Source organism: Hymenobacter sp. R533113 (genome assembly GCF_056835965.1).
In genome coordinates this window covers 630,317-655,422 of sequence record NZ_JAKWBD010000001.1, presented here as the reverse complement: position 1 = coordinate 655,422, position 25,106 = coordinate 630,317, and the positions used below count along the sequence as shown (strand labels likewise).

The following is a 25,106-nucleotide window of genomic DNA, read 5'->3' as shown; positions in this document are numbered from 1 at the left end:
ACCGCTAAAACAGTCCGAGGCCGAGAAATTATCCGTAAGTTCGCGGTCAAATTCGGTTTGTGCAGCCCCGTCCCGGGCTGCCGAACCAGCTACCTGAGCAGTGCGAAAACCGGGTGCCCTGGGTCAGCCAAAATGACTACAGCCCCACTCGCCAGTGCTTCCTGAAGGGGACAAAAGTAGGGCTAATTCCGCTCGTTTTCAACGTTACGACCACACCAGGAGAGCCGATGCTCAAGGATTATTCGATTAGACTCTTGCTGCTATTGCTGGCCATCACGGGTCTGATTATTTCGTCGTCGTCTCCGATTGACAAAGACGTCCGCCCTATGTCGCCGGCCGAGCAGAACTGGGTGGATAGCGTGTATAGCTCTCTTACTCCCGACCAGCGCCTGGGCCAGCTGTTCATGGTGGCCGCGTACTCCAACAAGGACCGCAAACACGTCCTCCAGATTGAGGAGCTGGTGCGCGATTATCACATCGGGGGGCTTATGTTTTTGCAGGGCGGCCCGCGCCGGCAAGCTTCCCTTACCAATCGCTATCAACGGCTAGCCAAGCTGCCCTTACTCATCGCTATGGATGCTGAGTGGGGCCTCGATATGCGCCTCGACAGCTCCATGCATTTTGCCAAGGCTATGACCCTGGGCGCCATGGACGACGACCAGTACGTGTACCAGATGGGACGCGAAATTGCGCTCAATATGAAGGCGCTTGGCGTGCATGTCAGCTTTTCGCCCGTCATTGACGTCAACTCCAACCCTAATAACCCTGTAATTGGCAACCGCTCATTTGGAGAAGATAAAGAGCAGGTTTCCAAGCGGGGCGTGGCATATATCCGGGGCTTGCAGGACCACGGCATCATTGCCGTAGCCAAACACTTCCCCGGCCACGGCGACACCGACACCGATTCCCATGTGGCGCTGCCCGTGGTGAATACCGACATGGCTCGGCTTACCAATGTCGACTTATACCCCTTTCAGCAGTCGTTTGACGCGGGCGTGATGGGCGTGATGGTGGCCCACCTTTATATGCCCCTCTTCGATACGCTCCGCACGCAAACCACTACCCTATCGCATAATCTTGTGACGGGTTTGCTCAAGGAGAAAATGGCCTACAAAGGGCTCGTTTTCACCGATGCGCTGAACATGAAGAGCGTCGCGAACCTGTACAAGCCCGGAGAAGTAGATGCCTTGGCTTTGGAGGCGGGCAACGATGTTTTGCTCTTCTCGGAAGATGTACCCGTAGCCCTGCAGAAGATTCGGGAAGCCATTGCGGGGGGCAAAATCCAACCGGCTGACCTGGAGTACAGAATACGCAAGATTCTGCGAGCCAAGTATTGGGCTGGGCTTAACCGCTACCGCCCTGTTGAGGTGAGTACTCTGATGGCTAGCCTGAACCGGCCCCTGAGCCGGATGGTGCAGCAGCAGATTTATGAGCACGCGGTTACGGTGGTGAAGAATCAGGATAACCTTCTGCCTTTTCATCGGCTGGATACGCTGCGGATTGCTTCTGTTACCATTGGCGCACCGACCAGCAACACCTATGCTACGCTGATGAACAAGTATCAGGGTGGAACGGTGTACTCCGTGCCCAATCGCTACGCCCCTGACTCGACGTATGCGCGTATTCTGTCGCGCCTTAGGCCGTATAATACCGTGGTGGTAAGCTTGCATGGCATGAACAGTACGCCCGTGCATAAGTATGGTATGGGTGATGGGGCCCTGAAATTTATTGAGCAGCTACAAGCTAACCCACGCGTAAAAACGGTAGTGGTAGCGATGGGCAATGCCTACTCGCTCAAGTATCTGGAGTCGGCCCGAACCTTGGTTTGTGCTTACGAGGATAATTTCCCTTCCCAACTGGTAACTCCGCAGGTATTGTTTGGCGCTTTACCAGCCAAGGGCCGCCTGCCCGTCACGGTGTCGCCGACGCTCAAAGCCGGCACTGGCCTACCGACGCCTGACTTCCGTCGTCTGCGCTATGCAACCCCGGAAAGCGAAGGGTTAGATTCCCGTGTTTTAGCTCAGATTGATAACATCGCCCTTGAAACCGTAGCCTATGCCGCCGCCCCTGGCTGCCAGGTATTGGTGGCGAAGAATGGGGCCGTGATTTTCGATAAAAGCTACGGCTTCAATACCTACGACCGTACCCAGCCAGTAAACAACAGCACGCTCTACGACCTGGCCTCGGTGACGAAAGTGGCTGGCACGCTGCAGGCGGCTATGTACCTGAAAGATCAGGGTAAAATTAACCTCGACGAGAAAGTATCGACTTATCTTCCGGAGCTGCGCAACACCAATAAGAAGGACATTATCGTGCGCGACCTGCTGCTGCACCAGGCAGGGCTGAAGGCGGGTATTCCGATGTGGGAGCGCACCATCACCAAAACGGGTCTCAAGCCTACTTTCTACGCCAGTACCCGCACAGCTGACTTCCCTAATGAAGTAGTGCCCGGCACGTATAGCCTCAAAGCCGCCGACGATTCCGTGTGGGCCTGGACGATGCGCTCTGGCTTATTGCCCAAGATAAAGGGCAAGTATCCTTTGGAGTACAGCGACCTGACCTTTGTGATCGTGAAGCGCCTGTGCGAAAAGCTACTGAAGCAACCAATTGAGCAGTTTCTGGCCGAGCAGTTTTATCAGCCTTTGGGCCTGAACACCATGACCTACAATCCGTTGCAGCGGTTTCCCAGCTCCTGCATCGCCCCCACCGAAAACGACACGTACTATCGCCACTCCCAGCTCCGTGGCTCCGTACACGATCAAGGAGCAGCCATAGTGGGCGGCGTGGGCGGCCACGCGGGTTTGTTTGCCAATTCCAATGACCTGGCCATTCTCATGCAAATGAATCTGCAGAACGGCCGTTACGGTGGAGTACGCTATTTCCAGTCGCCCGTCGTGACGGAGTTCTCACGCCCGCAGATTGCGGGCAACCGCCGCGGACTTGGCTGGGACCACGGCACGCCTGAAAAGGGGCCGGGCCAGGGCCCTACATCGAGCATGGCGCCACCAGCTACTTTCGGCCACACCGGCTTCACGGGTACCTGCGTGTGGCTCGATCCTGAAAACAAAATTGTCTACATCTTTCTTTCTAATCGGGTGTACCCTGATGCAGGCAACAACAAATTGATTCAAAACAACGTCCGCACACGCATCCACGACGTTATTTATAAGTCTTTTAGTAAAAGCATTTCCAAGACATGACCTGTTGTCCGTCGTTTTCACAAAGCTTCTGATCCGTATGTGGCGGTAAGACATCAACCTGATGGCTTACCGCCAATTTTTGCCCCCCACGCAGAGTAACCTACTGCGGAGGCACGCGTTGAGCAATACCATACCCGCGGTCGGGTTAACTACTCGGCCCTTGTTCGCTCAACAAGCTTGCTGGGGGGCTTTTTTAAAGATTACCTCACCACGCCAGTGCTGATTAGCGCTGCCATTCCCCCATTCACCAACCAATGACAGCCCACCTGAATTTTGGTGAAACCTCCCCTACCATGAATATTGGCATTGTTTGTTATCCCACCTTTGGAGGTTCCGGCGTAGTTGCTACGGAGCTAGGTAAAGCCCTGGCTCTCAAAGGACACCGCGTCCATTTTATCACGTATAGTCAGCCCGTCCGCCTCGATTTTTTTAATGAGAACCTCTTCTATCATGAGGTGTATGTGCCACCGTACCCGCTATTCCAGTTTCCGCCGTATGAACTGGCGTTAGCCAGCAAAATGGTGGACATTGTACAGCACGAAAAGCTCGATGTGCTGCATGTGCATTATGCCATTCCGCACGCGTCGGCAGCTTACATGGCCAAGCAGATTCTGCGCACCAAAGGCATTCAGATTCCGATCATAACCACTCTGCACGGCACCGATATTACCCTAGTGGGCAAAGATGCCAGCTACGAGCCGGTGGTCACATTCAGCATCAATCAGTCGGATGGCGTGACGGCCGTATCCGCCGACTTGCGGGCCGAGACCTACCAGTATTTTGCCATTGAAAAGGATGTTGAAGTGATTCCTAACTTCATCAACCTGGAGCGTTTCAAGAAGCAGAATAAGTCACATTTTAAGGCCGCTATTGCGCCGGAAGGTGAGAAGCTGCTCATCCATACCTCAAACTTCCGTTCCGTGAAACGCGTGGAAGACGTGGTGCGCATTTTTGCGGGCGTGCGCAAAGAAATTCCGGCCAAGCTCCTGCTCGTCGGCGACGGCCCCGACCGGCCCCGCATCGAAAAGCTCTGCCGCGAAACCGGCTACCTCAGCGACATTCGCTTCTTGGGCAAGTTGGAGGCTGTGGAAGAAGTTCTCAGCATCAGCGACTTATTTCTGATGCCTTCGGAAAAGGAAAGCTTCGGCTTGGCCGCGTTGGAGGCGATGGCCTGCGAAGTACCGGTTGTCAGTACCAATGCGGGGGGTATTCCGGAGTTGAATGTGGATGGCGTAACGGGTACTACCAGTGCCGTAGGCGATGTGGCGGCGATGGTGAAAAATGCCCTCTTTATTCTGGCCGATGAAAATCTGCCCAGGTTCAAAGCCGCCGCGCGGGCCCGAGCCGAGGAGTTTGCCGTGGAGAAGATTGTGCCGCTGTATGAGGCGTGTTATCAGCGTGCCATTGATTCCCAGCTGGCAGCGGTGTAGTTGGTATTGACGCACAAAAAAGCCCCCCAGAAGTTATCTGGGGGGCTTTTTTGTCATTGAAGTTGTTTATCGAATTCACTTTTCAGTCATGCAGAGCGGAGTGAAGCATCTCGCATGTTTAGCTGGATTACTAAGCAGCCATCAGCACGCGAGATGCTTCGCTCCGCTCTGCATGACGTTCTAGGATGATTTTTCTGAATTATTAAACAGCTTCATTGCTAAACAAGCTTAAAACAGACTTGCGGCTTCCCGTTTCACTACATTCAGAGCGCGGGCCGTGGGATCTACTTCTTCGGCAATTAGCGTTTCCAGCACGCGCTTAGCTAGCTCGGTGCCACGGGCTTGCTGGGGCGCGGGCAGCGCGTGGTAGGATTTATTAATCATCGTGAGCACGTTTTCGCGGGCCTGCTTTACGTGGTCCCAGGCGTCGGGGCTCATGTAAAGCTGCTGAGAAAGGTTGTGCTCAAACTCGGCGCGAATCTCCTGGAGCAGCAGGCGGTGAAACTCGGGTGCCGTTTGGCCGGCGCTGCTGAGGCGCACCAGAATGTTATTAGGCGTAATGCGCTCCAGCAGCAGCGTTACGCGCTCGTAGGCTTGCAAACGAATTGGCAGCGTTTCTTTGCTACTCTGCAAGCGCAGCTCAATCAGACGTCGCTGCTGCTCTTTCTCAAAATACTGCTTAATCAGCAGAAACACCGAGCCGGCCACGATAATAGCCGGCAGGATGATTTTGAGCAATTCAAAAATATAGGCAGTAGTATCCATGCGAGAGTATCAAGCCGAATTTGGCGAAGTGTAAGGGATAAATGGCTGAAACTGTTGGCCGTAACTACCAGGCGACTGGCGTGGTGTTTGAGCAAAGATAACCAGTGAACCGGACCGGCCAACCGGCTGTTCTAACACTATACGAATGCGACAGTCTTCGTATCTTTGCACCAGTCTTCTCTTAACCACGAACTCATTATGGCAACGGCCGTTTCAACCAAAACTGCTCCCATCAGCCTCACCTCGCGGGCTTTGGTAGAAGTCAGAAATATCATCGAAGAAAAGAAAGTACCTACTGAATATGGCTTGCGCATTGGGGTGCAGGGCGGCGGCTGCTCAGGCATGAGCTACCTGCTCGGCTTCGATAAAGCAAAAGACAATGACGAGGTGTACGACCTTGACGGTCTGCGCCTTATCATGGACAAAAAACACGCTATGTATGTACTGGGTATGGAAGTCGACTACCAAGACGGCCTGAACGCTCGCGGCTTTGTCTTCAATAACCCCCAGGCTAAAAGCACCTGCGGCTGCGGCTCGTCATTCTCAGCATAGAAAATCGAGTTTCTTAGTTCCAATAAAAAGCCACCGTCACTGCGGTGGCTTTTTTGTTTGCTGGCTCCACGCTTGTTCCAAAGCCTCTTTTGATTGATCGACAGCATACCATGTCGATACATCCCAATTATCAGGGTACACTTCGGATTTACGGCGCAGGCTCTCAGCCAAAATGTAATGGAAATAGAATCGTTCGCCTTCCAGCAATTCTGGTAGTTGAGTTGTTAGCCCATCTGTTTCGATGGTTGTGACAGTAAGACTCCAAGTGCCCAGCGCGTACGCCAACCGTTTTGGTACCCAGTCGTTTTTTTCAGCTCTTGAAGCTAACCAATCTTCATCCTGTGTACCTATATGCACTTGATGAGCTTCATTTTCGAGTTCAATTGCTGTTAAACATTCACCTGTGCTAGCATCTGTTTGAATAGCAGGATTTGCTTCTGCCAGACTAAAAGTAAATGTCAGATGGGCGGTGGTCTAAAGCGTGGTGATAAGCCTAATGCATGACCAACTGAAAAAGGCGCTGAACAAGCTATTCAAGCTCCTTTTGATTCAACCTGAAACGGCACCATCACCACGCTTTAGACCATCGCCGTCAGATGCTCCCCCACCGAGTTGCGCTTCTGAATATAAAACATCCACGCTTCAGCAGTCGATACGCTCATCCTGGCTGGTAGTCAATCAGTCGGAGCTTGCACCCGTCTTATCTTGATTTGATGACCAGCTGTCACAAGATTGGTTTCGTACCCTTCGGAACCAACGTCTAAAATATTCAGTATTGAATTGATTTTCAGCTCAAATACGCCGAGTGCAGCTTGGTATTGCTCTTTATAAAGACAAATCATACTCATTTAATACGTTTTGGTCATATCGGCTGGCACTACCAGCACGAAGTCGGCTTTGCGTAGGTGCTCCTCCTCCAACTTTCCCAGTTGCTCCTGCGAGACGGTGGAGATAGTACGAATGCGTAACTTGGGCTCGGCCTGACGCAGATACCAGTTGATGCCGTCGTAGTTGTCGGAGTGATAGCTGCCGTTGAGGTGCAGCAGCAGCTGGCCGGGTTGACGGTTTTTCAGAATAAAATGCGCCATAGTAGCGTCTTTCAGGGCTTGGGCCTGAATGATATTCTGGGCTCCCGCGCCGCCGTGAACATCGCCCCCAAACATCTTTGCCATGCTGGCATAGCCAGGCAGTGCATAATCGACGGTAATGGGCAGCGGGGCCAGCCATTCCTGCTCGCTGGGGGGCAAATTATCGAGAGCGGTCAGGCTACCTTTCGCTACTTGGGAAGCGTAGCGACGCGGTACGTTGGTACCAACTACGCGCAGCTTGTTTTGCCGCGCCAGCTGAAGTAAGGGCTTATAGTCGGTGGCATAATTAGGCCAGGGCCGGCTTTGCTCTTCAAACGCTTTATCGTCCAGCTCGCCGGTGTTGTACTGCTCCACGAGCGGCTGCACATCGCGCTCAAACATCTCCAGGCCCAACACCAGCTGGCCAGCTTTGCGCTGCGCTAAGTCGCGGGCTAGTTGCAGCTGTAGCCAGTGCGCGATGGGATCGTTGTGCTGCTCGCCGAAAAGCACGACATCGGCTTTGGCGAGTTCCTTCAGCATCTTATCGTAGCTGGCCGATTTGCCGGCGGCGGTGTAGAGGCGGTAAGCGGGACGGTCGCCGGTGCGGAAGCTCAGGAGGCTAAGCACGATTGGCAGGAAGAAGAAGCGGCGCATAAGCAAAGTTGGTGGCGTAGAACAGAAAGTCGGCGAGCTGCCTTGTTGTTCCTTATAATGCGCAAAAAGCCCCGTCGTTGTTGCCGTGGACAAATGACGGGGCTTTTACAGGAACGGCACCATGGCGCGTTCAATCGTTGCGAAACATTATTTCAAGTACAGCTACAAATACTTGAGTGGCACGGATGCCAAACGGGCCGGGGCGCGTTCCTATCCTTTATAAAACATCCATTTGCTCAGCTCACGGTACGTTGGCTTTTTGCCATACAGCAAAATGCCCACCCGGTAGATGCGAGCCGCTACCCAAATCGTGGCAATAAAGCCCAAAACCAGCAGCGTCATCGAGAGCAGTAGCTGCCCCGTCGTGACGCCGCCGAAGGGAATGCGAATAACCATGGCGATGGGCGAGGTGAACGGAATCATCGACATCCAGAACGCTACCGTCCCGTTCGGGTCCCGAATCATCACGCTTTGGGCCACGATGAAGCTGAGAATCAGGGGCATGGTGATGGGCAGCATGAATTGCTGGGTATCCGTCTCGTTGTCCACGGCCGCCCCGATGGCTCCGAACAAGGCCCCGTAGAGCAAATAGCCCCCCAGAAAATAAAACAGGAAGCTGCCGATGATGAGCGGCAGATTGAGGTTGGCGAAGCCTTCCGTCACCGTCTGCATCATGGTAGCCGTCTTTTTTCGGTTTCGGCGGGCGTGGCCCCAGCCGATTGGGCGGCGGTTTGCACTTGCTGGGTGCGCGAAGTAGCCACTGTATCCAGCCCCATCGTGGCCGACACGCCGGTGATGACGATGCTCGATAGCGCCACCCACAGTAGTAATTGCGTCAGGCCCACGGCCGCGATGCCGAACACCTTGCCCATCATCAGCTGAAACGGCTTCACCGATGACATAATCACCTCCACGATGCGGCTGGTTTTCTCCTCAATCACGCCGCGCATAATCTGGACGCCGTAGAGGAAAATGAACAGGTAAATCAGGAACGCCAGAAAATAAGCCACGCCCGACGTGACGATGGAGCTGCTGGCTTTTTCGCCCTCATCGCTCAGGTTCAGCGTGGCCACGTCCACGTCGGCCTTGAGGTTGTCGAGCACCTGCTGATTGATGCCCGACTCGCGCAGGCGGGCCGCTTCTACCTGGCGGTTTATCATGCGCTCCACGTTGAGCTGGAGGGTAAGGCTCAGGTTTTCGCGCCCAAAAAGCTTGATGCCCGTGGGGTTGGTCAGCTCGAACGGTGGGATGTAGAGCAGGGCCGAGTTCTTACTTTTCCGAAACTCGGCTTTGGCTGTTTTTAGGTCGGCGGGCGCGTGAACGTAGCGGATATCGCTCTTCTCGTTCTGGGGAAGTTTGCCGGCAAAAAGCCCCCCGGCGTCGGCTACGGTCACTATTTTCTTTTCGTCCGAACCCATCTGCGTGAGCAGGGCCGGGATTACAAACAGGGCCGACATAAGCAGCGGCCCCACAAAAGTCATGATCAAAAAGCTCTTTTTGCGTACCCGCGTGAGGTATTCGCGCTGAATGATAAGCCAGATTTTATCCATTGGGGGTTGTTGGTTTTGATGCTAATTAAAAAAGGCGGTCATGCTGACGAAGGAAGCATCTCGCGTGCTGATGCTGGAATAGTAATCCCACTGCCGCGAGCGAGATGCTTCCTTCGTCAGCATGACGGTCTAACATTTTGTATGAAACGCTACACGCTCTCCTCCACCAGCGATTCCGGCATCGTCTCTTTCACGCGCCGAATGAAGATTTCATTGATGCTCGGAATCTGCTCGCGGAAGGCGTGAATTTCGACCTGGCCAATGAGGTAGCGCAGCAAGTCGTTGGGCGTCACGCCCTCGTGCAGACGGATGCGGTCGTAGAAGTAGCCGTTTTCGCGCTCTTTGTGCTCTATTACTTCAAAATCGGGGTGAATAACCATCAGGCGGCCTTTGCCTTCCACTTCGTAGGTGTTCGTTTTGAACGTATCCTTAATGGTGCCTACGGGGCCATCGAGTACCTTACGCGAGCGGTTAATCAAGGCAATAGAGTCGCACATCTCCTCCACCGATTCCATGCGGTGAGTGGAGAAAATGATGGTGGCGCCCTTTTCGCGTAGCTCCAGAATCTCGTCCTTAATCAGGTTGGCGTTGATCGGGTCGAAACCGGAGAACGGCTCGTCGAGGATAATCAGGCTGGGCTCGTGCAGCACCGTGGCAATAAACTGCACCTTCTGCTGCATGCCCTTCGATAAGTCCTCCACGTTTTTGCCTACCCAGGCCCGTAGATCGAAGCGGTCGATCCAGGCTTTAATGCGCTGGGTAGCATCCGTCTTGTTGAGGCCCTTGAGCTGGGCCAGATAAAGCAGTTGCTCCCCTATCTTCATTTTCTTGTACAGCCCGCGCTCCTCCGGCAAATACCCGATCTGGGCAATATGGCTGGGATTTAGTCGCTCCCCCGAAATCGGATTTCGCCCGAATCAGCACCCGTAATCTGGGTAATAATGCGAATCAGCGAGGTTTTACCCGCTCCGTTGGGGCCTAGCAAACCGAAGATGCTGCGCTCGGGAATGTCGAGACTAACGCCGTTCAGGGCCACGTGCGCCTCGTAGGCTTTGTGCACGTCAATTGCTTGTAGAATGTTGCTCACGGTTGGAATAAGGTTTTTTCAATGTTAAATGTATTCATTTATAGCAATGCTACTGTTATGGAGGTGAGATAGGGGGCAAATTTTCAATCGGCCTGTAGCTCATGCAGATATCCTTCGAGCCGGTCGAGGTGCTGACCATACAGACGCCGTACATACCACCGGGTGCCGTACACAACGCCTATCTGTAGTGCTATACCGAATAGGATAAGCACACCCGCCAGGCTCAGCAAGTAATTTACTCGTATACCTTCTGGCCGTACGAGTTCTGTGCCTAGGGAGTAGCAAAAGCCTAAGAATAGCGTGAAGGGACCCATAATCAGGGAGGCTTGATAGAAAAAACGCAGCAAGCGGCGTAGCTCTGTACACATCTTCTGCAAGTGCGCCTGCACGTTGCCTTCCACAGTAGCCATCCGACGCAATACGCCTAGCTTGTAATAGTAGTAGTAAAGCTGCCCTAAGCCTACAAACAGCAGAAAGCCTGCTTGCACAACGGATAGCAACTTGTCGGATGTGAGCAGCAGCAGGCAAAATACCACCACTAGCAGGGCCGTGAGCGCCATTTCTACGCGCGCATTGCGGCGCATCTTCTCCACCAGCCCCAACCGGTTTTTCAGTAACTCCTGAAGTTGTACGGTGTCTACCGCTTTAGCTTCGGTAAATGGCTGTTGCTGCCAGCGTCGAGAAAAATCATTGAGTTGCATTAGGCAGCGACGGTTAGTAGGTGGTGAAGCTTGTCTTGTACACGATGCATTTTCACGCGCACGTTATTTTGGGTAATACCCAGGATGTCGGCCATTTCTTCGTAAGTGCGCTCTTCCAGGTAGAGTAGCACAAAGGCTTTTTCCACATCGGATAAGCGCTCAATAGCACGGTAAAGCAAGTCCAGATCATCGGGGTCGGGGCCGTCGGCGGGTGGGGCAGCCAAATCAGGAATAGAAGCACCAAAACGCTCAGCAACGGGACGACGCGTACGCTGGCGCAAATCCGACACGGCCACGTTCAGCCCGATGCGGTACATCCAAGTGCTGATTTTTGCCCCCCGCGGCTCGTAGCGCGGGTAGGCTCGCCACAGTTGCAGCACAATTTCCTGAAACAAGTCCTGCTGGTCATCGGCGTCGGGGCAATACAGCCGACAGATTCGCCGGAGCATAGCCTGATGCGCATTGATGAGCGTCAGAAATTCAGCGGTATTTGGGTCAGGAGCCAAGAGCGAGGAAATATCCAAGATACACTACCTATATCGCCGCCATACGTGCAGCATTACAAGTCACCGAAAAAATTATTTATCGCAAAATAATTCAAGGGTCGCCCGTAATGCGTTGGCCATAAGTGCGATCTATAAGATAACTCAACCTACACTCATCTACCATGAAAAAGCTGAATGTAATAGCGGCCGTTATTTTCGGTTTGCTTGCCCTCCTTAACCTGTGGCTGGGCGACTGGGTCCAGACCGGTATCTGTTTACTGCTCAGTATTGGTTTTCTGCTTTCCGACCTCCAGTATATTCCGGCTGGTCAGGATGCGGCCACCCCGAGTAGCTTATCGCCCAGTCGCAAATATCTATCAATCACTATTATCATCGTGGCTCTTGCCTTGATGGGGTACCAGATTGGGCGCGATATCAAAGCCAAGCAACAACGTGAGGCCCAAACCGAGACACGTTGAACCAGCCTCGCATGAGAAAGCAGCTATGCTAGTAAACCACCCTGATTTTCATAAAAAAGCCCCCCAGAAAGTTTCTGGGGGGCTTTTTTGGCAAATAAAATCACTCTGTTAATTCAGCGAAGAATCTGCAAAATCTGTGATCCTTACTGGAAGTACTCCTTCACTTTCTCAAAGAAGCCTTTCTCGTTCTTACCTGGATTAGGTGTGAAGTTCTGAGAGTCGCGCAGCTTCTCCAGCAGCTCGCGCTCTTGGCTGTTCACCACCTTGGGCGTCCAGACGTTGATATGAATCAACTGGTCGCCACGGCCGTAGCCGTTCAGGTCTTTGATGCCTTTGCCACGAAGGCGCAGGATTTTGCCGGGCTGCGTGCCGGGGTCAACCTTGATTTTCACCTTGCCTTCAATGGTTGGGACTTCAATGCTCGCGCCCAAAGCCGCATCCACGAAGGTGATGTACTGGTCGAACATGATGTTGTTGCCGTCGCGCTTGAGGAACTCAGTGCGGCTCTTCCTCAATCTGAATGAGCAAGTCGCCGGGCACGCCGCCACGCTCAGGGTAGTTGCCTTTGCCATTCATGCTCAGCTGCATACCCTCGGCCACACCAGCCGGAATGTTGATCGGAATAATCTCTTCCTGTAGCTGGCGACCATCGCCGTGGCATACGTCGCACTTGCTGGTCACCACTTTGCCTTCGCCATTGCAGGTAGGGCATGTCGAGCTGCTCACCATCTGGCCCAGCATGGTGTTTACCACGCGCTTCACCTGTCCCTGGCCATTGCAAGTACCACAATCCTTCAGATCAGTGCCGTTTTTAGCGCCCGTACCCGAACAGGTGTTGCACGCCACGTAGCGCTTCACCTTGATCTTTTTCTCAATACCGTTGGCAACTTCCTCCAGATCCAGCTTAAGCTTGATGCGCAGGTTGGAGCCCTTTTTCATCCGGCGGCCGCCACCAGAGCGGCCACCACCAAAGAAACCCTCAAAGCCGCCGCCACCAAAGATGTCGCCGAACTGCGAGAAGATGTCTTCCATATTTGGGCCGCCACCATTGCTGCCCATGCCCTGATGGCCAAAACGGTCGTAGCGGGCGCGCTTCTGCTCATCCGATAGTACTTCGTAGGCCTCGGCGGCTTCCTTGAACTTGTCTTCGGCCGTAGGGTCGTCGGGGTTTTTGTCGGGGTGAAACTTGATGGCCACCTTACGATAAGCCTTCTTGATTTCCTCCGGCGAGGCGGTTTTGGCCACGTCCAACACCTCGTAATAATCTCGCTTCTGCGCCATGATCTTTAACCTGTGCGTCGTTTATTGGCCCAGCACCACTTTGGCGTGGCGGATTACTTTATCACCCAAATAATAGCCCTTTTCCACTTCATCTACCACCTTGCCCTTCAGCTCCTCACTCGGAGCCGGAATTTGGGTAATAGCCTCGTGCAAGTCGGGATCAAAGTCGCCACCTTTGGTTTCCATAGCCGTCAAGCCCTTCTGCTGAAGTGTCTTAACGAGCTTGTTGTAGATAATATCTACGCTCTCCCGCACCACCTGCACATCTTCCGACGTCTGGGTGTGAGTGCGAGCCCGCTCAAAATCGTCGAGTACGGGTAACATCACCGTCATCAATTCCTGATTGGCAGATTTGAAAAGGTCGGAGCGCTCCTTGGCAGTACGGCGCTTGTAGTTATCAAACTCAGCTGCCAGGCGCAGGTATTTGTCTTTTAACTCCGTAAGCTCGGTCTCAGTCCTGTTCACTTCGGGCTGGGGGGCATTTTCAGTTTCCGTAGTTACTGTGGCCTCACCATCAGCCATTTCGCCAGCTACCTGGTTGGGTTCAACGGTCAAGTTGTCGTCCTGCGGTACGTTATTATCGTCAGCCATTTTATCGAATATTCGTCGAAACGGGTTTTTCACTTCATTTTAGCCGATTGGCAAGAAGCGGGAACAATGAGTTTGCCAAAGGCAGAAGGGCTGCCATAGTGGCACTGAAACCTCTGACCAGCAATGTTTAGTTCAGTTGAGCGCCCGTGGGTGGTAGTACGACTCCAAAGTCGTACCACCACTATCGTTGAACGACTCAACGCGTGTGCAACCCGCTTTTACTTTGCGTTCAACTCCTGCCAAATCATATCCTTCAGCCGCTGAATATTCTTATTCGCTAAGCTGGAAATAAACACGCTTGGCAAGTCAGTGGGCAGCGTGGCGCGAATTTCGGCTTCCAACTCGTCATCAATCAGATCTGCTTTGGTGATGGCCAACACGCGCCGCTTCTCCAGCAGTTCCGGATTGAATTGCGTCAACTCATTCAGCAGCACCTGATACTCTTTGGCGATGTCGTCGCTATCCACCGAAATCATGAACAGCAACATAGAGTTGCGCTCAATGTGCTTCAAAAAGCGTGTACCTAAGCCACGGCCTTCAGCAGCCCCTTCAATAATGCCCGGAATATCGGCCATCACGAAGGACTTATAGTCGCGGTAGGCCACCACGCCCAAGTTGGGTACCAGCGTCGTGAAGGCGTAATCGGCAATTTTAGGCTTGGCCGCCGACACTACGGAAAGCAACGTGCTTTTGCCCGCATTCGGAAATCCTACTAAGCCTACATCAGCCAGCAGCTTTAACTCCAGTACTACCCATTCCTCAATGCCGGGCTCGCCGGGCTGCGCATACGTAGGCGCCTGATTGGTAGCGGATTTGAAATGATCGTTGCCGAGGCCGCCGCGCCCGCCGGGCGTAAGGATAATGCGCTGGCCGTGCTCCGTGATTTCAACTTTCTTCTCGCCGGTTTCCGCGTCGCGGGCAATGGTACCGAGCGGCACTTGCAGGATAACATCCTCGCCCTGAGCGCCGCTGCGCAGGCTTTCGGCCCCGCCCTGGCCGTGGCCGGCAATTACGTGCTTCTGGTATTGCAGATGCAATAAGGTCCAGAGCTGGGAGTTGCCTTCCAGAATAACATGCCCCCCACGGCCGCCATCGCCGCCGTCGGGGCCGCCATTCGGCAAACCTTTGGCCCGAAAGAAGTGAGAAGAGCCCGCGCCGCCTTTGCCCGAACGGCAGCAGACTTTAACGTAGTCGATGAAGTTATTAGAAGCCACTGGCAATGAAGTAAAAGTACTGCGGATAGCCCCAAAAAGCCTGTCATCCTGACGAAGGAAGGACCTTATCACAGCTGAATAAGTCGTTTTTACAACAACCATTCTAATGTGATAAGGTCCTTCCTTCGTCAGGATGACAGACAGATGAAGGCGGTTACAACTGCAAAGTTACGCTTTTACTTCGTCAGCAGCCTGCTGACCATCAGACAGCGAGGGCGCAGCCTGCTTCTGGTCAATGATATCGCAGATTTGGGTAAATATTTCTTCGATAACACCAATGCCATTTAGCGCGTGAAACTTCTGCTGCTCAGCGTAGTAGCCGGCAACCTGCGCGGTTTCGGTGTTGTACACGTTTACGCGGCGACGGATTTTGGATACATCCTGATCGTCGGGGCGGCCACTGGTTTTGCCCCGCTCCAGCAGGCGCTTCACCAGTTCTTCTTCCGCTACTTCCAAGGCAATCATGCACGATACGCCGGTGTCGTAGCGCACCATCAGCTCATCGAGGCTTTGGGCCTGGGGTACCGTACGTGGAAAGCCATCGAAGATGAAGCCAGCAGCTTCGGTGTTGTTGGCTAGTTGGCTCTCAATCATGCCAATTACTACTTCATCGGGCACCAGCAGGCCTTCATCCATCAGTTTTTTGGCGCGCAGACCTAGTTCGGTGCCTTGCGTGATTTGGGAGCGAAGCAGGTCGCCGGTCGAGAGGTGTACCAGATTATAACGGGCAATTAACTTCTGACTTTGCGTTCCTTTGCCGGCACCGGGCGGGCCGAAGAGCACGATATTGAGCATAGAGCGAGGATTTTCGCAGGGAAAGAAAAACGGTGTTTGGGAAAGATAGCGAATCGGTACTAAAGTGCCCCATACGGCAGGCGGCAAAAGTAGGCTGAACCTGCCAGATTACAACGCCTTGTACAGATCGGGGTAGTTTCGGCCTAAGCCGTCATAATCAAGGCCGTAGCCAACTACAAAATCATTGGGAATACGAAGCGCCGGGTAGCGAATATCGAGGTCGTGCTGCAAACATTCGAGCTTGATCAGCAGACAAGCCACCTCCAAAGAAGCCGGATTTTTGCCCCCCAGCGTATCGAGCAAGGCCCGAATGGTGTGGCCAGTATCCACGATATCCTCCAGCACGACCACATGCCTACCCTGCACTTCTTCGCGTAGCCCCAGTAGCTCCTTCACAGTTCCAGTGCTGCTAGTGCCTTCATAGGAAGCCATTTTGACGAAAGAGATTTCGCAGTCGATTGTCAGCTCTTTCAGCAAATCGGACGCAAACATGAACGAGCCATTAAGCACAGCCACGAACAATGGGGTTTTAGTAGCGTAATCCGCATTCAGGCGGGTGGCCAACTCTCGCACGGCGGCGGCCAGTTGATCAGAGTTGAGATAAGGACCAAACTGCTTGTTGTGCAGAGAGATAACGGAATGAGGCATACCGGGCAAGGTTGAAAACCGGACGAAGGAATGGCCAAAGGTAGGACAAAAAAAAGCAGCCTCTCCCGTGCGAAGAGGCTGCTTTTCAGGCTTTGGTCAACTAAATCTGAGCGCTACTAGTGCTTAGTCAGGGGGATTGGTTAACAAAACAAGCGGGTTAGCGTTGGGAATCTATGGCCCGTCCAATCACTCCCTTTCCCCTGCCGGCTGCTGACCAAGCCGCCCTCGAAAATTTTACGCGCACTGGTCGCCGGTCGGTACGGGCGGTGCGTCGCGCCCAGGCCCTGCTGGCGCTGGCCACCGGTATCGGCCAGCAGGCCGCCGGCCAAGCCGTGGGCTTAAGCCGACAGGCGGTGAGTCAGCTCCGCCGCCGCTACGAAGAAGGCGGCTGGCAAGCCGCCCTCAGTGAAGCGCCACGGAGCGGCGGCCCGCGGCGTTTCGACGGGGCAGACCGGGCCGCTATCACGGCCCTGGCCTGCACCCAGGCCCCGGTGGGGCACAGCCGCTGGACCCTGCGTTTGCTGGCCGACAAAGCCGTGGAACTGGCCCTGGTGGAAACCATTTCCCACGAAACAGTGGCGCAGGTGCTCAAAAAACGAATTGCAGCCTCACCGCCAGCAGCACTGGTGCCTGGGGGCGGTGAATGCGGCCTTTGTGGCGCGGATGGAAGACGTGCTGGCCGTCTACGAGCGGGCCCACGATCCACGCTTTCCCGTTGTCTGCTTCGATGAGCGGCCCTGCGTGTTGCACGGCCAGCCCGTCGAGCCGCTGCCGCCTGTGCCGGCCCAACCCGCCCACGACGGCCAGCGCGCCAAAGCCGGCCGGCCCCGGCGCGAAAGCAGCACCTATGTACGCCAGGGCACGGCCTGTTTGCTGGCCGCTTTTGAACCAGCAACCGGCCAGCGCCTGGTCGAGGTTTCCGCCCGCCGGACCGGGGCGGACTACTGCCGTTTTATGCAGCGCCTGGCGGCGGCCTACCCGCAGGCGGAGAAAATCGTGTTAGTGCAGGATAATCTCAACACCCACACCGATGCCGTCTTTTACCAGCACCTGCCCGCCGCGCAGGCCCGCGCCCTGGCCGCGCGCTTCGAGCTCCATTACACGCCCAAAAATGCCTCCTGGCTCAACATGGTCGAACTTGAACTCTCGGCCATTGCCCGCCAGTGTCTCCACCAGCGCATCCCCACCCAGGACGAGCTCACCGCCCACGTGGCCGCTTGTGTAGCCGAGCGAAATGAGCGCCGGGCCACGGTCAACTGGCAGTTTTCCCTCGAAAAAGCCCGCACCAAACTCGGCCGACATTACCAGAAAATTAGGGTGCCTAATTCCCCTGACTAAGCACTAGCTCTTTATGAATTGAAAACCGGATTATCTGCTACCTGTTTTTAAGAAGCAACAGCCGACGGTTACCCTATTTCCGAGCACGCTGTGGCAGCACATAAGCCGTTTTGCCAGCAGCCACGGATACGTCGGCAGACGCTGCTTTAGGCTCCATCATACGCTCCAAAGGGTTCACTCCTACCGGCGCTACACCTTCGCGCGCCGTATCATCAATAACGGCGATGTGGGGGGCAATTACCAGCGACACGATGCTCATCAGCTTAATAAGAATGTTCATGGATGGCCCCGAAGTATCTTTGAATGGGTCGCCTACGGTATCACCGGTTACAGAGGCCTTGTGGGCATCGGAGCCTTTATAGTGCATACTTCCGTCAATCATCACGCCCTTCTCAAATGACTTCTTCGCGTTGTCCCAGGCTCCGCCGGCGTTGCTCTGGAAGATGGCCATCAGCACGCCCGAAACAGTAACGCCCGCTAGCAGGCCACCCAGCACTTCCGGGCCAAAGGTGAAGCCCACGATGATAGGTACAATCAGGGCAATAGCGCCCGGCAACATCATTTCGCGGATAGCAGCCTGGGTAGAAATAGCCACGCACTTTTCGTACTCGGGCCGGCCGGTTCCTTCCATAATACCGGGAATCTCGCGGAACTGCCGACGCACTTCCTGTACCATCGCCATCGCCGCTCGTCCCACGGCTGAAATGGCCAGCCCGGAGAAGATAAATGGAATCATGCCGCCCACGAACAGGCCGGCCAGCACGTCGGCGTGGCTGATATCGATGACGCTGATATTAGCCGTACCCATAAAGGCGGCGAACAAAGCCAGCGAAGTCAGAGCCGCCGAAGCAATAGCGAAACCCTTGCCGGTAGCGGCCGTGGTATTGCCCACGGCATCCAGAATATCGGTCCGCTCGCGCACTTCTTTGGGTAATTCGCTCATCTCCGCAATGCCGCCGGCGTTATCGGCAATTGGGCCGAAGGCGTCGATGGCCAGCTGCATAGCAGTAGTAGCCATCATGCCGGCGGCAGCAATGGCCACCCCGTAGAGACCAGCAAACCGGAACGATAAAACGATACCGGCCGCCAGCACCAGAATCGGCAGCACAGTAGATTCCATGCCAACCGAGAGGCCACCGATAACGGTGGTGGCATGGCCGGTGCTGCTTTGCTTCACGATGCTCAGCACCGGGCGCTTACCCATAGCGGTATAATATTCGGTGATGATGCTCATCAGCGTACCCACAACCAGCCCCACTAAGACAGCATAAAACACGTCCATAGAGGTAAAGGCCACGGCGTCGGCCCGATTAATTTTAAGCACGTCAGCCGGCAGCATCCAGCGGATAATAAAAAACGAGGCTACCGCCGAAACAACTACGGACACGTAATTACCAAAATTCAGCGCGCCCTGCACGTTGCCGCCTTCCTTCACGCGCACCGTCAGGATTCCGATGAGAGAGGCGACGATGCCGACGCCGGCAATGATGAGCGGAAGCAGGATGGGCGAAAGACCGTTGAATTGGTCGTTGGGTGCGGCTACTTCGCGGCCCAGTACCATCGTCGCCAGAATAGTAGCTACGTAAGAGCCAAATAAGTCGGCTCCCATACCAGCTACGTCACCTACGTTGTCGCCCACATTGTCAGCGATGGTAGCGGGATTGCGAGGATCATCCTCCGGGATTCCGGCTTCTACTTTGCCCACCAGATCGGCCCCCACATCGGCGGCTTTGGTATAAATGCCCCCCCCAACGCGGGCGAAGAGGGCGATGCTTTCGGCTCCCAATGAGAAGCCAGTCAGCACTTCCAAGGCGGTTCGCATCTCGATACCGTTAGCCCCTCCATTCTGACTTACAACGAACAGTTGGTAGAAGACAATAAACAGCGACCCCAAGCCTAGGACGGCCAGGCCAGCCACGCCCATGCCCATTACTGAACCACCAGAGAATGACACGTTCAGGGCTTTAGCTAAACTTGTGCGAGCCGCCTGGGCCGTACGTACGTTGGCTTTAGTAGCGATTTTCATCCCAATAAAGCCCGCCAGTGCCGAAAAGACGGCCCCAATTATAAACGCAATGACAATGACAGGGCTTGAATTCTCGTCAATACTGCCCAGATACCACAGAAAGGCACTGGCAATAAGTACGAACAAAGCCAGTACTTTGTATTCAGCTTTAAGAAAGGCAATAGCGCCATCGGCGATGTAGCCCGCAATAGTGCGCATGCGTTCGTCGCCGGCATCTTGTCGGGCCACCCAGCCCGAGCGCAACCATGTGTACAACAGGGCCAGCACGCCTAGTGCGGGAGCTACGTAAAGAATTTCCATCATAGAAGCAGAGATGAGAAGTAAGTGTTGGGGATTAGGATTGATGAAAGAATGTTTTGGGATCGTAAAATAGAGTTTATTACCTAATCCTCAAGTTCTCATCCCGCAAAAGTGAGATAAGAAACATCCCTGCATTTTACAATCAACTCCTGATTATTACCTGTTTCTTATATTCGGATAAGAATCCTATCAGAAAAAAGCCCCCCAGAATAGTCTGGGGGGCTTTTTTGCCTTAGTAGTTTAGTTATAGTCCTACAGTTCCCGCATAAGCACCTGATACAGCGCCAGCATACTGGCAATATCGCGCTTGTCCACAATTTCGTCGGGTGTGTGCACATTATCCTCAGGCGCGCCCACAAAGCACCAGTCCCAGGGTTGCGCGCTATGCTGTAGTTCTTTGGCATCAGAGCCACCGCTGCCCTCCACTTCCAGTTGATGCGGAATGCCGGCGGCCTCTGCAATTCGGCGAATACGCTCCACGTACGAACGGCGCGGAATCAGGGAGTCACGCAGGGAAATAGCTACACCCTGGCCAGCATGCACGCCTTCTGTTACCCAGGTTATATCCGAAATCAAAGCCTGCCGCACTCCGTACTTCTCATATATGTGCTTGGCCAAATAGGCTACGGAGCCCCCACCATGCTCTTCCCAGCAGCTAAACACCAGAATCCCATGCTCCAGCGTTTCGGCCAGACGCAAGGCATTCCATACGCCCAACCGATTGTCGAGGTAGCATGACTGCACCGTATCGGCCGTTTCGCGGAAGTCGCAGGCAAAGGTTAGTTCCGTGCCCCGCTCAACGTCGCGAGTGAACTCATAGCTTAATTCACCCGTTTCGTCGTCTACGGCGAGTGTGCAGGCAATGTCGCCTTGCGCATCGTGGCCCACCAAGCGGTAGCCGGCTTCAACTTGTGGTCCACCAATTCGTACTAGCTGGCGTCCGTACCGAACCGTAAATCCAATACTGTCAATATGAGCAAATACCGCTGTCCGAGGCGTTCCAAATACTAGCATTATGCAATCCTGCCACTCTTCTCCATGTATTATTGTTGGTTGCACACGCCAACTTGCCTGATTCTCGTTAATGTAGCGTAGTAAGAATTCTGCCAGAGGGGCTTCGTTGCCGGCTGGCGCCGAAATTTCACACAAGGATTTTAGCAGATGCATATGCCGTAGGTTGTTTATCCAAAACTAGGATAAAAGCCATACTTTAGTCCCCTTGGCAGCTGCACAGCCCACAAACCTAGCTTAGCGCCGCCAATTGCAGTAATATATCCCATGACCCGAGAACTTCGATTTATTCTGTTATTACTTTTTCTGGCAACCGAGGTTCGGGCACAAAAAAAGGACAGTATCCGCACCCCCTCCCATCCGCACAATTGAAGTAGAAAATGTTGATGTTTTGCCTACCGCCAATACCAAAGGCTGGCTGCTGCTGGACAAAGACATTCAGACCGAGCTTGACGGCGCCGTCCAGAACCTTTACAACTTCAAGTACGACAAGGCTGAGAAGCAATTCCGGTCGCTCAGGCGGCGTTACCCCGAGCACCCAATGCCCTACTTCCTGCTCGGCCTGAGCACTTGGTGGAAAATTGTTCCCACCAACGTCCAGACCAAGCAGTACGACAAGCTGTTTTTCGCTTACATGGATACGGCCATCACCTACGGCGAGAAGCTGTACAAAGCCGACAAGAAGAACTACGAAGCCTGCTTTTTCCTTTCTGCTGCTTATGGCTTCGATGCGAGGCTAAACGCGGAGCGGGCCAACTGGCGCAAAGCCACCGTGAGCAGCCGGCGTGCCCTTGAGTATCTGGAAAAAAGCAAGGAAGCAAACGGCCTGAGCCCGGAATTTCTATTTGGTCAAGCCTTATTTAACTACTACGCCGTCTGGATTTCGGAGGAATACCCGCTTTTGCGCCCGGTTCTGCTATTCTTTCCCAAAGGCAACCGAGAGCTAGGGTTACAGCAGCTTAAAAACGTAGCTGACAACGGTTTTTACACTGGCACGGAAGCGAAATTTTTTTAATGCGCATCCTCAATAACGAGGAGAATAAACCGGCGGCATCCATGCCTGTTGCGCGTTACCTGGCCAGCAACTACCCCGACAATGGTTACTTTCAGCGTTTCTACGCTCTGTTGTGCTTCAACGAAGGCGATTTTAGGGAGTGTGAGCGTGTAAGCCGGGATATATTAGATAAGCTTAACCGTGGTATGCCCGGCTACGAAGGCATCAGCGGACGCTACGCCACCTATTTCTTAGGTTGGCTGATGCAGAACAAATACAAAGACCTCGAAAAAGCGCAGGACTACTACCAGCGCTGCATTGTGTTTGCGGAAAGCACCGACGAGACAAGTGGAGGCTTTTACGTCTACGCCAATTTCAACTTAGCCCGCATAGCTGCTAAAACCCCCGACGTGGCCGCCGCACGGCGTTATTACGAGGTCGTGCGAGATAAAGCCGATCATAAATCGGAGCAATATCGGGAGGCGAAAGCCTACCTAAAGAAAAACAAGATTTAGCCCCCCAGTCCACCATATGGAGCTAAAAGACCTTTTTCTGACCCCAATTTATCTAGGTATTTTCTATGCCATTGCTTTTGGTGTGCGCCGTCGCTTCACGAATGCTTTGACAAAGAAATATTTTATTCCAGCATTGTCAGTTAAGTTCCTAGGAGCTATTTCCCTGGGCCTGATATATCAGTTTTACTATAGTGGAGGCGATACTTATAACTACTATAATCACGTAAAAATAGTTTACCAAGCCTTTCTAGATTCCCCGAGCGCTGGCATAAAATTAATTTTCTCCAATGGTGAAATTGACTCGCAAACAATTAAGTATATAGGACAATTATATTGGTATGAATCTTCGACTGAGTTTTTTGTAGTCAAGGTTGCGTCGGTATGTGCTTTGTTCTGTTTCGGCACCTACTCAGTTATAGCCCTTCTATTTGCTGTAATAAGCTTTTCGGGCATGTGGGCAATGTATATTACATTTTTAAGAATTTTCCCACTTGCTTATAAAAAATTAGCCATTGCTGTCTTCTTCCTTCCCTCTGTATTTTTCTGGGGATCTGGGTTGATGAAGGACTCGTTGTGTATTGGGGCGCTTGGCTGGGTATTTTACGGATTCTATCACCTGTTAATAGCAAGAAAGCATATAACAACAGCCGCCATTTTAGGTGGACTTGGTGCCTACATACTAATTTCCGTTAAAGTATATATTCTGCTCTCCTTTTTGCCCCCGCCTTGCTGTGGGTTTTCAATGCGCAGAACCAACAGATAAAATCGAGTGCTGCACGTCTGTTATTGCGTCCCTTTTTCTTGCTATTAGGGGGAGTAGCAGGTTATTTAGGAGCTACCAACTTAACTGCAGGCGATGAGCGCTATGACGTTGATAAAATTGGTGAAAGAACAAAAATCAACCAAGAGTATTTATATGGGCTAACCAAAGATCAAGGTTCTTCTTATAATATTGGTTCTTTCGATGGATCATTAACTTCCATGGTTGTAGTAGCGCCTCAAGCCATCATAGTTAGTTTATTTCGACCTTTCTTATTTGAAGCTCGCAATCCTGTTATGTTACTTTCAGCTCTAGAAGCCGCTCTATTTTTATACTTAACAATTACCTTATTTTTCCGAACAGGATTAGTTAAAAGCTTTAAGCTTATTGCAGCCGAGCCTATTATCACTTTCTGTTTCATATTTTCTTTAATTTTCGCCATTGGTGTAGGAACCAACAGCGGAAATTTTGGCACACTAGTACGATACAAAATACCATTAATGCCTTTCTTTTTATCAGCGCTTTATATTATGCAATACAAAGCGAAGGCAATTAAGCTAAAGCCCCGTCAGGTAAATAGAGCGAGAAAAGCCCCCGGTTGGCAGTTACAGAATAGCGCTCTTCTACGGTTTTACGGGCCTCACTTCCTAGTCGAGTTCGCAATGCAGAATCGGTAAGTAATGCGCGAAGCGATATTTGCCAATCGTCGAGTGTATCACATACATAGCCATTCAATCCACTCGTGACAACTTCGGTATTCATACCTACTGGCGAAACCAGCGCGGGGATGCCTAAGGCCATGTACTGCAAGGCCTTGAACGCACATTTGCCATTAGCCCATTGATCGTTTTCCAATGGCATCAAGCCAATATGCAGAGCGAGTAGATCCTGCATCTCCGTTTCTTTTTGCCATGGTTTATAAACCAAAGACCGAAGGGCTAATGAAGGTGGTTGATTCGAAATTATACGAAATTCAAACTCATATTCCTCCTCCAGTTTCGCTAGCACTGGCACCACCTGCTCAATATATTTTAGGGTGGAATGCGTCCCTGTCCAGCCGATCACAAGGCGGCCCGATGCCTGCTGATCCCGCACCTGATTATGCAAGTGAATGGTATCGATAGTTGTAGGATTGATGACAACATTTGGATTAAACTGACGGGCATACTCTCCGAGGTAAGCATTGCCGCAACTCACTTTATAAGACCAACGACAGATACTACCTACTTTATGATGCCACTTGAACCCAGCCGCTATCTTGTTGGCTTGTGATGTGTTAGGCAGCCAGATAGCATCGTCGAAATCGTATATAATCTTTTTGCCGAGCACCTTCGTAATGATCCATTCGAACACGGGCGGGCCAATGGGAGAAGCCTCGCGGTGAATGAATACATAATCGTAGCGAGACACGGAAAATAACAGCGCTATGCGTCGCAAAAAGCCCCCCATAATCCCTAGGGTTTTGCTGAAGTAGCGCCCCGGCTTGTACAGGTCCGCCCACGTAGCGTCTGATATAAACGGCGCCACCTGGAATTGAAAGCCAGCCGCCGTTAGGTACTCAAAATATTGCTCGAATCGGAAGCGCTGCGATGGTGCCTTACCTAAGGGATATGGCACCAAGAATAGAATTTGCATACAAACTAATGAAAGCTATGGAGTAGCC

General features: G+C 53.0%; 23 protein-coding genes and 2 pseudogenes. 9 read left to right on the top strand and 16 right to left on the bottom strand.

Annotation, left to right across the window (positions count from 1 at the left end; genetic code table 11):
- Positions 1–59: 59 nt before the first annotated feature.
- Together MKZ35_RS03040 and bshA are read left to right on the top strand one after the other, a co-directional pair.
- Entirely contained in the window at positions 60–3,200 is a 3,141-nt protein-coding gene (locus MKZ35_RS03040) for a serine hydrolase domain-containing protein (RefSeq protein ID WP_482511739.1), read from the top strand.
- A 293-nt stretch (positions 3,201–3,493) separates the two neighbouring features.
- Complete coding sequence (gene bshA, locus MKZ35_RS03035; RefSeq protein WP_482511738.1) at positions 3,494–4,630, top strand: N-acetyl-alpha-D-glucosaminyl L-malate synthase BshA; 1,137 nt, start codon at positions 3,494–3,496, stop codon at positions 4,628–4,630.
- A gap of 228 nt (positions 4,631–4,858) precedes the next feature.
- On the opposite strand, the gene MKZ35_RS03030 is transcribed toward bshA, so the two are convergent.
- A complete protein-coding gene (locus MKZ35_RS03030; RefSeq protein ID WP_133273785.1) occupies positions 4,859–5,395 on the bottom strand; it encodes a DUF7935 family protein in 537 nt (178 codons plus the stop codon).
- 198 nt (positions 5,396–5,593) lie between these two features.
- Between MKZ35_RS03030 and MKZ35_RS03025 the strand changes: the two genes are divergently transcribed.
- Positions 5,594–5,947, top strand: coding sequence for a HesB/IscA family protein (locus MKZ35_RS03025; RefSeq protein ID WP_482511737.1), 354 nt, complete (start codon positions 5,594–5,596; stop codon positions 5,945–5,947).
- Between the two features lie 36 nt (positions 5,948–5,983).
- Here MKZ35_RS03025 and MKZ35_RS03020 read toward each other — a convergent pair whose 3' ends face one another.
- From MKZ35_RS03020 to MKZ35_RS02990, 7 genes and pseudogenes are all read right to left on the bottom strand, one after another.
- A complete protein-coding gene (locus tag MKZ35_RS03020) occupies positions 5,984–6,304 on the bottom strand; it encodes a hypothetical protein (RefSeq protein WP_482511736.1) in 321 nt (106 codons plus the stop codon).
- Positions 6,305–6,795: 491 nt separating this feature from the next.
- Positions 6,796–7,668, bottom strand: a complete 873-nt coding sequence (locus MKZ35_RS03015; RefSeq protein WP_482511735.1) for a ChaN family lipoprotein — start codon at positions 7,666–7,668, stop codon at positions 6,796–6,798.
- Between the two features lie 210 nt (positions 7,669–7,878).
- On the bottom strand, positions 7,879–8,343 hold the full coding sequence (locus tag MKZ35_RS03010) for an ABC transporter permease (RefSeq protein ID WP_482511734.1): 465 nt from the start codon (positions 8,341–8,343) through the stop codon (positions 7,879–7,881).
- Positions 8,340–9,218, bottom strand: a complete 879-nt coding sequence (locus tag MKZ35_RS03005; RefSeq protein WP_482511733.1) for an ABC transporter permease — start codon at positions 9,216–9,218, stop codon at positions 8,340–8,342. The genes MKZ35_RS03010 and MKZ35_RS03005 overlap by 4 nt, the downstream gene beginning before the upstream one ends.
- Before the next feature lie 149 nt (positions 9,219–9,367).
- Positions 9,368–10,305: pseudogene (locus MKZ35_RS03000) on the bottom strand (ABC transporter ATP-binding protein).
- An 83-nt stretch (positions 10,306–10,388) separates the two neighbouring features.
- Positions 10,389–11,006, bottom strand: a complete 618-nt coding sequence (locus tag MKZ35_RS02995) for a hypothetical protein (RefSeq protein WP_482511732.1) — start codon at positions 11,004–11,006, stop codon at positions 10,389–10,391.
- Positions 11,006–11,530, bottom strand: a complete 525-nt coding sequence (locus MKZ35_RS02990) for an RNA polymerase sigma factor (RefSeq protein WP_482511731.1) — start codon at positions 11,528–11,530, stop codon at positions 11,006–11,008. The genes MKZ35_RS02995 and MKZ35_RS02990 overlap by 1 nt, the downstream gene beginning before the upstream one ends.
- A 143-nt stretch (positions 11,531–11,673) precedes the next feature.
- Between MKZ35_RS02990 and MKZ35_RS02985 the strand changes: the two genes are divergently transcribed.
- The gene (locus tag MKZ35_RS02985) at positions 11,674–11,970 is read left to right on the top strand and encodes a hypothetical protein (RefSeq protein ID WP_482511730.1); all 297 of its coding nucleotides are present in this window, start codon (positions 11,674–11,676) and stop codon (positions 11,968–11,970) included.
- Positions 11,971–12,113: 143 nt separating this feature from the next.
- Here MKZ35_RS02985 and dnaJ read toward each other — a convergent pair.
- From dnaJ to MKZ35_RS02960, 5 genes and pseudogenes are all read right to left on the bottom strand, one after another.
- A pseudogene (gene dnaJ, locus MKZ35_RS02980) lies at positions 12,114–13,251 on the bottom strand (molecular chaperone DnaJ).
- 21 nt (positions 13,252–13,272) lie between these two features.
- The gene (locus tag MKZ35_RS02975) at positions 13,273–13,842 is read right to left on the bottom strand and encodes a nucleotide exchange factor GrpE (RefSeq protein ID WP_482511729.1); all 570 of its coding nucleotides are present in this window, start codon (positions 13,840–13,842) and stop codon (positions 13,273–13,275) included.
- A 218-nt stretch (positions 13,843–14,060) separates the two neighbouring features.
- Positions 14,061–15,056 carry a GTPase ObgE gene (gene obgE, locus MKZ35_RS02970; protein ID WP_482511728.1) on the bottom strand — a complete coding sequence of 332 codons (996 nt, stop codon included), beginning with the start codon at positions 15,054–15,056 and terminating at the stop codon, positions 14,061–14,063.
- A 168-nt stretch (positions 15,057–15,224) separates the two neighbouring features.
- Positions 15,225–15,851: an adenylate kinase gene (locus MKZ35_RS02965; protein WP_482511726.1), complete on the bottom strand. Its 627-nt coding sequence runs from the start codon at positions 15,849–15,851 to the stop codon at positions 15,225–15,227.
- A gap of 108 nt (positions 15,852–15,959) precedes the next feature.
- Entirely contained in the window at positions 15,960–16,499 is a 540-nt protein-coding gene (locus MKZ35_RS02960; RefSeq protein ID WP_482511725.1) for a phosphoribosyltransferase, read from the bottom strand.
- Positions 16,500–16,672: 173 nt separating this feature from the next.
- Here MKZ35_RS02960 and MKZ35_RS02955 point away from each other — a divergent pair, with 173 nt between their 5' ends.
- Both MKZ35_RS02955 and MKZ35_RS02950 read left to right on the top strand, forming a co-directional pair.
- Positions 16,673–17,230 carry a helix-turn-helix domain-containing protein gene (locus MKZ35_RS02955; protein WP_482511251.1) on the top strand — a complete coding sequence of 186 codons (558 nt, stop codon included), beginning with the start codon at positions 16,673–16,675 and terminating at the stop codon, positions 17,228–17,230.
- Positions 17,130–17,837 carry an IS630 family transposase gene (locus MKZ35_RS02950; RefSeq protein ID WP_482512256.1) on the top strand — a complete coding sequence of 236 codons (708 nt, stop codon included), beginning with the start codon at positions 17,130–17,132 and terminating at the stop codon, positions 17,835–17,837. The genes MKZ35_RS02955 and MKZ35_RS02950 overlap by 101 nt, the downstream gene beginning before the upstream one ends.
- Positions 17,838–17,910: 73 nt before the next feature.
- Here MKZ35_RS02950 and MKZ35_RS02945 read toward each other — a convergent pair whose 3' ends face one another.
- Together MKZ35_RS02945 and MKZ35_RS02940 are read right to left on the bottom strand one after the other, a co-directional pair.
- Positions 17,911–20,166 (bottom strand): sodium-translocating pyrophosphatase, encoded by a 2,256-nt coding sequence (locus tag MKZ35_RS02945; RefSeq protein WP_482511724.1) that lies wholly within the window; start codon positions 20,164–20,166, stop codon positions 17,911–17,913.
- Positions 20,167–20,415: 249 nt separating this feature from the next.
- Positions 20,416–21,330 carry a M20/M25/M40 family metallo-hydrolase gene (locus MKZ35_RS02940; RefSeq protein ID WP_482511723.1) on the bottom strand — a complete coding sequence of 305 codons (915 nt, stop codon included), beginning with the start codon at positions 21,328–21,330 and terminating at the stop codon, positions 20,416–20,418.
- A 235-nt stretch (positions 21,331–21,565) separates the two neighbouring features.
- Between MKZ35_RS02940 and MKZ35_RS02935 the strand changes: the two genes are divergently transcribed.
- From MKZ35_RS02935 to MKZ35_RS02925, 3 genes are read left to right on the top strand one after another with little or no spacing between them, the layout of a single operon-like run.
- Complete coding sequence (locus MKZ35_RS02935; protein ID WP_482511722.1) at positions 21,566–22,189, top strand: tetratricopeptide repeat protein; 624 nt, start codon at positions 21,566–21,568, stop codon at positions 22,187–22,189.
- A gap of 41 nt (positions 22,190–22,230) precedes the next feature.
- A complete protein-coding gene (locus tag MKZ35_RS02930; RefSeq protein WP_482511721.1) occupies positions 22,231–22,683 on the top strand; it encodes a hypothetical protein in 453 nt (150 codons plus the stop codon).
- Between the two features lie 16 nt (positions 22,684–22,699).
- Positions 22,700–23,446 carry a hypothetical protein gene (locus tag MKZ35_RS02925; RefSeq protein WP_482511720.1) on the top strand — a complete coding sequence of 249 codons (747 nt, stop codon included), beginning with the start codon at positions 22,700–22,702 and terminating at the stop codon, positions 23,444–23,446.
- Between the two features lie 549 nt (positions 23,447–23,995).
- On the opposite strand, the gene MKZ35_RS02920 is transcribed toward MKZ35_RS02925, so the two are convergent.
- Positions 23,996–25,078 carry a glycosyltransferase family 4 protein gene (locus MKZ35_RS02920; RefSeq protein WP_482511719.1) on the bottom strand — a complete coding sequence of 361 codons (1,083 nt, stop codon included), beginning with the start codon at positions 25,076–25,078 and terminating at the stop codon, positions 23,996–23,998.
- Between the last annotated feature and the right edge of the window lie 28 nt (positions 25,079–25,106).

What these genes read in the sequence shown, in the direction of transcription:
- bshA (WP_482511738.1), top strand. Translation starts at nt 3,494, where the DNA reads ATGAATATTGGCATTGTTTGTTATCCCACCTTTGGAGGTTCCGGCGTA.
- MKZ35_RS03030 (WP_133273785.1), bottom strand. Translation starts at nt 5,395, where the DNA reads ATGGATACTACTGCCTATATTTTTGAATTGCTCAAAATCATCCTGCCG.
- MKZ35_RS03025 (WP_482511737.1), top strand. Translation starts at nt 5,594, where the DNA reads ATGGCAACGGCCGTTTCAACCAAAACTGCTCCCATCAGCCTCACCTCG.
- MKZ35_RS03015 (WP_482511735.1), bottom strand. Translation starts at nt 7,668, where the DNA reads ATGCGCCGCTTCTTCTTCCTGCCAATCGTGCTTAGCCTCCTGAGCTTC.
- MKZ35_RS03010 (WP_482511734.1), bottom strand. Translation starts at nt 8,343, where the DNA reads ATGATGCAGACGGTGACGGAAGGCTTCGCCAACCTCAATCTGCCGCTC.
- MKZ35_RS03005 (WP_482511733.1), bottom strand. Translation starts at nt 9,218, where the DNA reads ATGGATAAAATCTGGCTTATCATTCAGCGCGAATACCTCACGCGGGTA.
- MKZ35_RS02995 (WP_482511732.1), bottom strand. Translation starts at nt 11,006, where the DNA reads ATGCAACTCAATGATTTTTCTCGACGCTGGCAGCAACAGCCATTTACC.
- MKZ35_RS02985 (WP_482511730.1), top strand. Translation starts at nt 11,674, where the DNA reads ATGAAAAAGCTGAATGTAATAGCGGCCGTTATTTTCGGTTTGCTTGCC.
- MKZ35_RS02975 (WP_482511729.1), bottom strand. Translation starts at nt 13,842, where the DNA reads ATGGCTGACGATAATAACGTACCGCAGGACGACAACTTGACCGTTGAA.
- MKZ35_RS02965 (WP_482511726.1), bottom strand. Translation starts at nt 15,851, where the DNA reads ATGCTCAATATCGTGCTCTTCGGCCCGCCCGGTGCCGGCAAAGGAACG.
- MKZ35_RS02960 (WP_482511725.1), bottom strand. Translation starts at nt 16,499, where the DNA reads ATGCCTCATTCCGTTATCTCTCTGCACAACAAGCAGTTTGGTCCTTAT.
- MKZ35_RS02955 (WP_482511251.1), top strand. Translation starts at nt 16,673, where the DNA reads ATGGCCCGTCCAATCACTCCCTTTCCCCTGCCGGCTGCTGACCAAGCC.
- MKZ35_RS02945 (WP_482511724.1), bottom strand. Translation starts at nt 20,166, where the DNA reads ATGATGGAAATTCTTTACGTAGCTCCCGCACTAGGCGTGCTGGCCCTG.
- MKZ35_RS02940 (WP_482511723.1), bottom strand. Translation starts at nt 21,330, where the DNA reads ATGCATCTGCTAAAATCCTTGTGTGAAATTTCGGCGCCAGCCGGCAAC.
- MKZ35_RS02930 (WP_482511721.1), top strand. Translation starts at nt 22,231, where the DNA reads ATGCCTGTTGCGCGTTACCTGGCCAGCAACTACCCCGACAATGGTTAC.
- MKZ35_RS02925 (WP_482511720.1), top strand. Translation starts at nt 22,700, where the DNA reads ATGGAGCTAAAAGACCTTTTTCTGACCCCAATTTATCTAGGTATTTTC.
- MKZ35_RS02920 (WP_482511719.1), bottom strand. Translation starts at nt 25,078, where the DNA reads ATGCAAATTCTATTCTTGGTGCCATATCCCTTAGGTAAGGCACCATCG.